This window comes from Haloarcula sp. Atlit-7R, assembly GCF_003666065.1.
GTDB lineage: Archaea > Halobacteriota > Halobacteria > Halobacteriales > Haloarculaceae > Haloarcula > Haloarcula taiwanensis.
This window is the reverse complement of the sequence record NZ_QXIK01000127.1, coordinates 1-434: the sequence shown is the minus strand read 5'-3', so window position 1 is coordinate 434 and position 434 is coordinate 1. Positions and strand designations below refer to the sequence as shown.

At 69.4% G+C, this 434-nt stretch carries 1 pseudogene; it reads left to right on the top strand.

Going from position 1 to position 434, the window contains the following annotated elements:
* A pseudogene (locus D3D01_RS22970) lies at window positions 1–434 on the top strand (hydroxymethylglutaryl-CoA lyase); the annotation flags it as partial.

The window sequence follows — 434 nt, the reverse complement described above, 5'->3', positions numbered from 1 at the left end:
CCCGACCCTGCGGGACGCCGACGAGGTGGCGACGCGAATCACCCGCCGCGACGGCGTGACCTACCGGGCGCTCGTCCCCAACCTCCGGGGCATGGAGCGCGCCGTCGAGGCCGAGGTGGACAAGGTGAACGCGCTCGTCACGGTGAGCGAGACCTACACGAGCAAAAACCAGAACCGCACCCGCGAGGAGGTGCTCGCGGAGATGGACGACATCGTCGACCTCGCCCACGACCACGGCATCGAGGTCGAAGCCGGGATGGGAACGAGCTTCTACTGCCCCTACGAGGGCGCAATCGACCCCGCGGAGACGCTCGCGGTCGTCGACAGCGTCGTCGACTCCGGCGTCGACGAGGTGACGCTGGCGACGACGATGGGCCTCGCCAACCCCGTCGAAATCACGGAGCGGTTCACCGCCGCGTTCGAAGCCCACCCCG